Source organism: Methylobacterium nigriterrae (assembly GCF_037106235.1).
Classification (GTDB): Bacteria; Pseudomonadota; Alphaproteobacteria; order Rhizobiales; family Beijerinckiaceae; genus Methylobacterium; species Methylobacterium nigriterrae.
The window spans coordinates 1-6,610 of record NZ_JBAWTG010000188.1 but is presented as its reverse complement, the minus strand read 5'-3'; the positions used below and the strand labels follow the sequence as shown (position 1 = coordinate 6,610).

The 6,610-nt window shown below is 63.8% G+C and carries 6 protein-coding genes and 1 pseudogene; 6 read left to right on the top strand and 1 reads right to left on the bottom strand.

The window, feature by feature from the left end; translation table 11 throughout:
- From WDW90_RS33560 to WDW90_RS33550, 4 genes are all read left to right on the top strand, one after another.
- A partial coding sequence (locus WDW90_RS33560; protein ID WP_336492007.1) for a hypothetical protein occupies window positions 1–184 on the top strand: 184 nt, incomplete at its 5' end.
- Between the two features lie 482 nt (window positions 185–666).
- Window positions 667–927: a DUF6894 family protein gene (locus WDW90_RS33555; protein WP_336492005.1), complete on the top strand. Its 261-nt coding sequence runs from the start codon at window positions 667–669 to the stop codon at window positions 925–927.
- A gap of 139 nt (window positions 928–1,066) precedes the next feature.
- Window positions 1,067–1,336: a DUF6894 family protein gene (locus WDW90_RS41000; RefSeq protein WP_431311181.1), complete on the top strand. Its 270-nt coding sequence runs from the start codon at window positions 1,067–1,069 to the stop codon at window positions 1,334–1,336.
- A 521-nt stretch (window positions 1,337–1,857) separates the two neighbouring features.
- Window positions 1,858–2,118 carry a DUF6894 family protein gene (locus tag WDW90_RS33550; protein ID WP_336492003.1) on the top strand — a complete coding sequence of 87 codons (261 nt, stop codon included), beginning with the start codon at window positions 1,858–1,860 and terminating at the stop codon, window positions 2,116–2,118.
- Window positions 2,119–3,093: 975 nt separating this feature from the next.
- Here the strand turns inward: WDW90_RS33550 and WDW90_RS33545 are convergent.
- The gene (locus WDW90_RS33545; RefSeq protein WP_336492002.1) at window positions 3,094–3,372 is read right to left on the bottom strand and encodes a hypothetical protein; all 279 of its coding nucleotides are present in this window, start codon (window positions 3,370–3,372) and stop codon (window positions 3,094–3,096) included.
- Window positions 3,373–3,759: 387 nt separating this feature from the next.
- Here WDW90_RS33545 and WDW90_RS33540 point away from each other — a divergent pair, with 387 nt between their 5' ends.
- Both WDW90_RS33540 and WDW90_RS33535 read left to right on the top strand, forming a co-directional pair.
- A complete protein-coding gene (locus WDW90_RS33540; RefSeq protein ID WP_336492001.1) occupies window positions 3,760–5,727 on the top strand; it encodes a hybrid sensor histidine kinase/response regulator in 1,968 nt (655 codons plus the stop codon).
- Between the two features lie 565 nt (window positions 5,728–6,292).
- Window positions 6,293–6,610: pseudogene (locus WDW90_RS33535) on the top strand (polyhydroxyalkanoate depolymerase); the annotation flags it as partial.

The following is a 6,610-nucleotide window of genomic DNA, read 5'->3' as shown; positions in this document are numbered from 1 at the left end:
GATCTTCCTGAAGGGCTCGTACACCTACGACGCGAGCGGCACCAACGCGCCCGCCGACGGCTCCTACAGCATCTGGCAGAAGGACGGCAACTTCGTCGTCACCTACAACTCGACCAGCGACAGCGGCTACCACGACATCGTGGTCAAGGGCGGCGACCCGCACGGCGACATCTCCTTCTACTGAGACAACACCGGTCCGACCGGACCCGAACCACGCTCCCGCCGGGCCCGGCCCGGCGGGGGCTTTCGCGCGTCCATCCGCCAGCGTGAGGCGGGTCACGGAACGATGCATTCCCGGAGGCGGCCGCCTCGGGAGACCGGGGCCCGACAGCAACGATCCGCCGCCCGCCCTGTCTGATCCGAGCCCACATCAACGGCAACGTCGCCGATGCCGTCGTCGGGCGTGCCCCGGACGGCGTAGCGAAGGCCATGGGCCGTGACCCTGTCGGCCCGGGGGATGCCCTGGAGCGCATCGGGGACGGGTGACGCGGCCGATACGGGGCAGGCCGCCCGATACCGGCTGAGACCTTGCGATTTTCTTGTACGCTTCCGGACGATCCAGATTCTTATCCCGCCAGATCGGCCGATTAACGATCCGTTAAGCTGATCTACCTTGTACTGCGCCGTAGAGCGAGCCTTATACGCCGTGCTACGCGGATCAGAGCAATGTCGCGGTACTTCTTTGACTTCCACACCCTCACGCTCTCGATCCGTGACGAGGAAGGGACAACCTGCGTGAATCCCAGGGCCGTCCCGATGGAGGCGATGCGGGCCTTGTGTCAGATCGCCGGGGACCGACCGGACAGGTATGCGGGTCAGCCGCTCAACGTGGTGGTGCGAGACGCCAACGACCGCACCGTTTTCACCGCGTCTCTGAACCTCGTCTCAGCATGGATCGCCGAGCAGGATCAGTCACAAGCGGCGTGAGGGCACATCGTGCCAAGCAGCGGTTGGCGTAGCTTCGCCGCAAGTCGTACGGCATCTTTTCAATGGGCGAGGGCAACTTTTTGCATTCAAGATCCATTATATCCGCGAGGAGAGACTGAAAGGCTTGGGCCGGTCCACAATGCCACGCTATTTTGTCGATCTGCATTGTGGGGCGCTTGCCGTGAAAGGCGTAGCCTCGTTCGAGTCAATTGACGATGACGCCGCGAAAGCGCAGGCCATCAAGATCTTTCCCTCGATCGTGGAGAGCTGCGAGCCTGTTGCGGGGCAATCGATCTACGTCATGTCTGTCCGAGACCGGCGAGGCATTGCGCTGTTTCACATTGAACTGCGCCTGGACTTCGGTGTCCCCGCTGAGAAAGTCGTTCCTCTCCCTCTGCGATGCCTATGAACTCGATCGGCCCGGGCCCGTCTCGTCGCGACGTTCATCCTACGCATGGCTGCGGCCGGCCGTATGAGGCCTCCACCTGGGTATCCGCGTGATCCATGCCTACGAAGGGCTGTTCCCGGCGCTGTCAGGTCCGTCGCACGGTTCACCTTCTGATGGATCGCTGCCAGGATTCGCTGCCGTTGCCGCTAGTGAGCCTGCCCCACGCTGAGAGGGCCGTCCGTGCTGATGCGTGACCGAAAGGGCACAACTTGGCGGCCAAGATGCGCTCCAGCACGGCAGGCCTGCCACACACGGCAGCGGCGCCGAACGAACATTGAGAGCTAAGTCCCTGTACCAAGAGGAAATCCAATCCGGCAGCGCGGTAGCTCGCGGTTATCATTGGTTAGTTTGTGCGGAAACGTACCTGATCAACCTATTGTCACTGGAATGCCAATCACGGATATAGTGAATCGCACACCGATTCGCTGAACGGTTTGCCAAATAGCTTTCCCGCCACAATCAAACTACGGAAGGTCATTCTGATGGCCCGATACTTCTTTGACTTTCATGGCCTTGATCGCTTGGTGCGCGATGACGAAGGGACGGAATGCGCAAACCCGAGGGCGCTCTCGTCGGAGGCGCTGCGAGCCTTGTGTCAGATTGCCGGGGAACGACCGGAACAGTATGCGGACCAGCAGCTCAACGTCGTCGTTCGCGACTCGCGCGACCGCACCGTCTTCACCGCCTCTCTGAACCTGGCGGCTGCGTGGCATGCTGAGCAAGGGCAGTGGCTGGCGGCTTGAAGGTCGGTTTGGCCGGAAGCGGCTGGGCAGGAACGCCTCGGAGCGCCTTAGTCTTCCGCAGACATAGCCTTTGTACGCTTCATGGCGTCGGTAATCATCCGCTCCTCAAGGAAGAACTCACGCATCGAGCGGCAGGCCTCGTGGAGGGTATCGTCTGCCTGCTTCTCGCGAGCTTCGAGGCATCGTCAGCTTTGATCTGGGAGGCTTGCGCGCCCGCTCAGCGCAATCGTCCAAGATCCTTTGGATCTACGGCGCGAGGCTGAGCGCTGAGCCACTGCCGGACCACATGAAGGGCAACTTTTCGAGGCTTTGTATTCAGAGCGCGCGTGCTGATGGCATGCGGCTGTGAGCCCGCACTTCCGAGGTGGCGTCGGAGATCAAGATGAAGCCCTACCCGGCGGCCCATGCGGCTAGCAATGGGAAAGCAAACTGCACCGCGGCATAGACAAAGAGCAAAGCAACCGGCGATGCGAACCTGAGCATTGCATGACGCTCTTCGTTCTGGATCCAGCCGACATACTGTTTAACTCCTGTCATTAATAGTTTCCGTGCGCTTCCGTACCGCATTGGCTCGCACCGTACCGGCAAACCCTTTGCCCCGGAAATGCCACAAGGCACCTAAGAGCTTGACCTTACTAACCAAAGAATGGGGCAGGCAGACATGGCGATCATCATTCTTGACCCGGTGTCCGGTAAGCAGATCGTCATCAACCTTCCGCCGCCTCGTGAACAGGCTCTCGGTTAGGAAGCAGCCCTGAGCGCCATCAGCGGCTTTCTCCGGCTGCCGATGCTTGGCTGAGGCGAGACCCGGGACGCCGCTATCGATCCTGCCCTCCGTCTCCTCGAACGGCTAGGCAGGTCCGTTCGCTGCCTGTGTCATCCCGCGCGCAGCCCTGCTGGATTGCATGGAGCAGGAGGCGCATCCGCGTCGTCGGTGCGTTCTCGCTGCTCGAACGCCACGCTCATTCAGCCTCGTCAAGCTTCCACAATCATTTTCGATGAGACGGCCCCGCGATCAGCATTCAGGATTACGGCGATGGCCTTCTGCTCCTCAAGGAAGAATTCATGCATCGAGCTGTAGAACTGGTGCATCGAGCGGCACGCCTCGTAGACCAAATCGTCCGGCTCGCCTCGTGAAAGCTTGAGGTAATCGTCAGCCTTTCGCTGGGCTGTTTGAGCGCCGGCGATGCAGTCAGCCAGTGCTGTCTGAATCTGCGGCGGGGAGGTTTCGTTCGGATAAGCATCTTCTGACACGAAGCGTCGTTCCCTCTCCAAGCGCGAACGGCTCTTTCCGCCGCATCATCGGTCGGCGTTCCTCGACCTGTATAGTTGGCATGTGGCATACCAAGTTATCGCGTACCTGGGAAGCGGGCTCTAACTTAAGTTAGTCAGGTCGGCGTATCGCTTCGACGTGTGTGAACGGGCTGGGCGTGCTCTCCGGCGGCCCCTCTCTGACCCAATGCCGAGCCGTGATGCCGCGAACGCGCTGTCGCTCGCCGTCGCGCCTCATCGATGCGGTCACCCTCAACCCGTAGTTGCAGCATGGGCACAGGAACCGCCTTCCATCCGGCCAGCTTGCATTGAGAGGCTCTGTGCCAACGCGGCCTCTGGTAGGGTCTGACAGCGTATGGAGGGGCATGCATGCCGTCGGATTCGGGGTCCGCGACCGGGCGAGCTGACGAGCATCGCTTCCGCCTGCTCGTCCAAGCTGTGACCGACTACGCCATCTACATGCTCGATCCGACCGGGGTCGTGGTGAGTTGGAATCCCGGCGCCGAGCGCTTCAAGGGCTACAGCGAGGCGGAGATCATCGGCCAGCACTTCTCGCGTTTCTACACCGAGGAGGATCGGCGGACCGACCTGCCCAAGCGAGCGCTGGAAACGGCTGCCACCGAGGGCCGCTTCGAGCAGGAAGGCTGGCGGGTGCGCAAGGACGGCACGCGGATGTGGGCGCACGTCGTCATCGATCCGATCCGCGACACGTCCGGCAGGCTGATCGGCTACGCCAAGGTCACGCGCGACATCAGCGATCGGCGCGTCCAGCAGGAAGCCTTGCGCCAGAGCGAGGAGCGCTTCCGCATTCTCGTTCAGGGCGTGACCGACTACGCCATCTTCATGCTCAGTCCGGAGGGCATCGTCACGAACTGGAACGCGGGCGCTTCTCAGATCAAGGGCTACGGCGAGGCGGAGATCATCGGCCAGCACTTCTCGCGCTTCTATACCGAGGAGGACCGGGCCGCGGGCGTGCCCGACAAAGCCCTGGCGACGGCGGGGCGCGAGGGCAAGTTCGAGGCTGACGGCTGGCGGGTGCGCAAGGACGGCACACGATTCTGGGCCAGTGTCGTGATCGACGCGATCCGCGACTCGTCCGGCACGCTGATCGGCTTTGCCAAGGTCACCCGCGACATCACCGAGCGGCGGAATGCACAGCAGGAACTCGAGAAGGCCCGCTCCGCCCTGTTCCAGGCGCAGAAGATGGAAGCGCTGGGCGGCCTGAGCTCTGGCATCGCCCACGACTTCAACAACCTCCTGACCGTGGTCCTGGGCAATCTCGACCTCCTCCGGCGCGCACCCGAGGAGCGGCGTACGCGGCTGATCGACAACGCAGTCCGCGCTGTGGAGCAGGGGCGCCGGTTGACGCAGCAATTGCTCGCCTTCGGCCGCAAGCACGTCCTTCAGCCCGAAGTCGTGGCGGTGAACCGGCTGATCTTCGGCATGGACGACATGCTCAAGCAGTCGCTCAGAGGCGACATCCGTATCGTCTTCGACCTCGCAGATGACTTGTGGCCGGTCGAGGTCGATCCGTCCCAGCTCCAGATAGCCCTGATCAACTTGGCCGTGAATGCCCGCGACGCCATGCCGAAGGGCGGCCGGTTCCGCATCCGGACCGAGAATGTGGCGGCCCGCGATGAGGAGGCGCCCGAGAGCATCGCGATTGCGGTGAGCGACACCGGCCACGGCATGGCGCCCGACGTGCTCGCGCGGGCGTTCGAGCCCTTCTTCAGCACCAAGGAGGTGGGCAAGGGCACGGGCCTCGGCCTGCCCCAGGTCTATGGATTCGCCCAGCAGGCGGACGGGTCAGTGCGGGTAACGAGTGAGGTCGGGCACGGCACGACCTTCACGATCTCGCTGCCGCGCAGCTTCGCCACGGTCGCGCACGTGGCCGAGAGCGATCACAGTTCCGGCGAGACCGGACGCGCGCTGCGCGTGCTGCTGGTGGAGGACAACGCTCCGGTCGCAGAGGTGGCGGTCTCGGTGCTGGCCGAGCGCGGCCACACCGTCGTAAGTGCCGGCAGCGCGCCGGAAGCGATGCAGGTGCTGAACTCCGGTCAGCCCTTCGACCTGATCCTGTCCGATCTCGTGATGCCGGGTGGCATGAGCGGGCTCGATCTGGCCCAGCGCGTGCGCAGCCGCTGGCCCGCGCTGCCGGTGCTGCTGGCGACGGGCTACAGCGACCAGGCCGCCAGGGCGCTGAAGGAGGGTTTCCCACTGATCTCGAAGCCCTACGAGCCCGCGGCGCTGCTTCTCGCCATCGAGAGGACCGCCGCGCCGGTCTCCTTCTCCGCGCGGCAGGGCAACGTCCTCCCGCTCTCGCGGCCAGCCCACTGACCCGTGGGCGGTCAAGGTTCTGGCGATATCGCTCGCTGCCCGGGCTCATGCGCCGAGCTTGCGTACCCACCCGCCGGCGAGTGACGCCCGAAGATGAGCCGCGCGATCCCGAAGCCGACGGCATCGGCGATGAGGAAGCCACTCGGCGGCGTGCGATCGGGATCACCGACGGCGCGGCCTTCCTGCCGATAGGGGCGCCGGTCCCGCTCGGACATGTCGTCCGGAGCCGGGCGTGCACTCTCCCAGGATCCCGCCAGCAACGCGCGGATGCGGCCGACCTGCTGGCCATGCCGAGGCCGGTGTCCGAGGAGGCCGGTGCGAGATCCCCGGACGCCGACAAGCCTATGCGCCCTGGCGGCGCGGCCTCTGTTGCGCGTCCGCATCAGATGGCCAAAGTCCGCGTTCTTAACAAAAGGTGCAATGGCAGTGATGGAAATATCGTGCTCCATGGTGCTGGTTACGTAGGCGAACGTTTCGTTGGGCTGCCGCGCAACGCATCATAATGCCGAGGCGTTAGCCATCGCGGAAACGATCTGCCCTGAAACCGGCCCGAGGGAACGTCTTGATGCTGTACCTGATGCGCGACGCCTGTGACCTGATGCTCACGTCAGCGCGCATCGCAGTCGGGACAACCAGACACGCATGCGAGCATCCGTTCAGCCCCCTGGCCTATACGCCCACGAGCCGCGCCGTCGTTGCCTCGTGCGAGCTGTTCGAGCGCGGCACGCGCAACTACGCCAAGCCTGCCTTCAACCTACCCACATCCGAGCGCGTCGTGTGGGAACGTCCCTTCTGCCGCGTCCTCGCCTTCGGTGAGCCCTCGACCAAGCCGAAGATGCTGATCGTCGCCCCGATGTCGGGCCACTATGCGACGCTCCTGCGC

Coding starts and splice junctions, on each gene's coding strand:
- WDW90_RS33555 (WP_336492005.1), top strand. CDS start 667: ATGTCGCGGTACTTCTTTGACTTCCACACCCTCACGCTCTCGATCCGT.
- WDW90_RS33540 (WP_336492001.1), top strand. CDS start 3,760: ATGCCGTCGGATTCGGGGTCCGCGACCGGGCGAGCTGACGAGCATCGC.
- WDW90_RS33550 (WP_336492003.1), top strand. CDS start 1,858: ATGGCCCGATACTTCTTTGACTTTCATGGCCTTGATCGCTTGGTGCGC.
- WDW90_RS41000 (WP_431311181.1), top strand. CDS start 1,067: ATGCCACGCTATTTTGTCGATCTGCATTGTGGGGCGCTTGCCGTGAAA.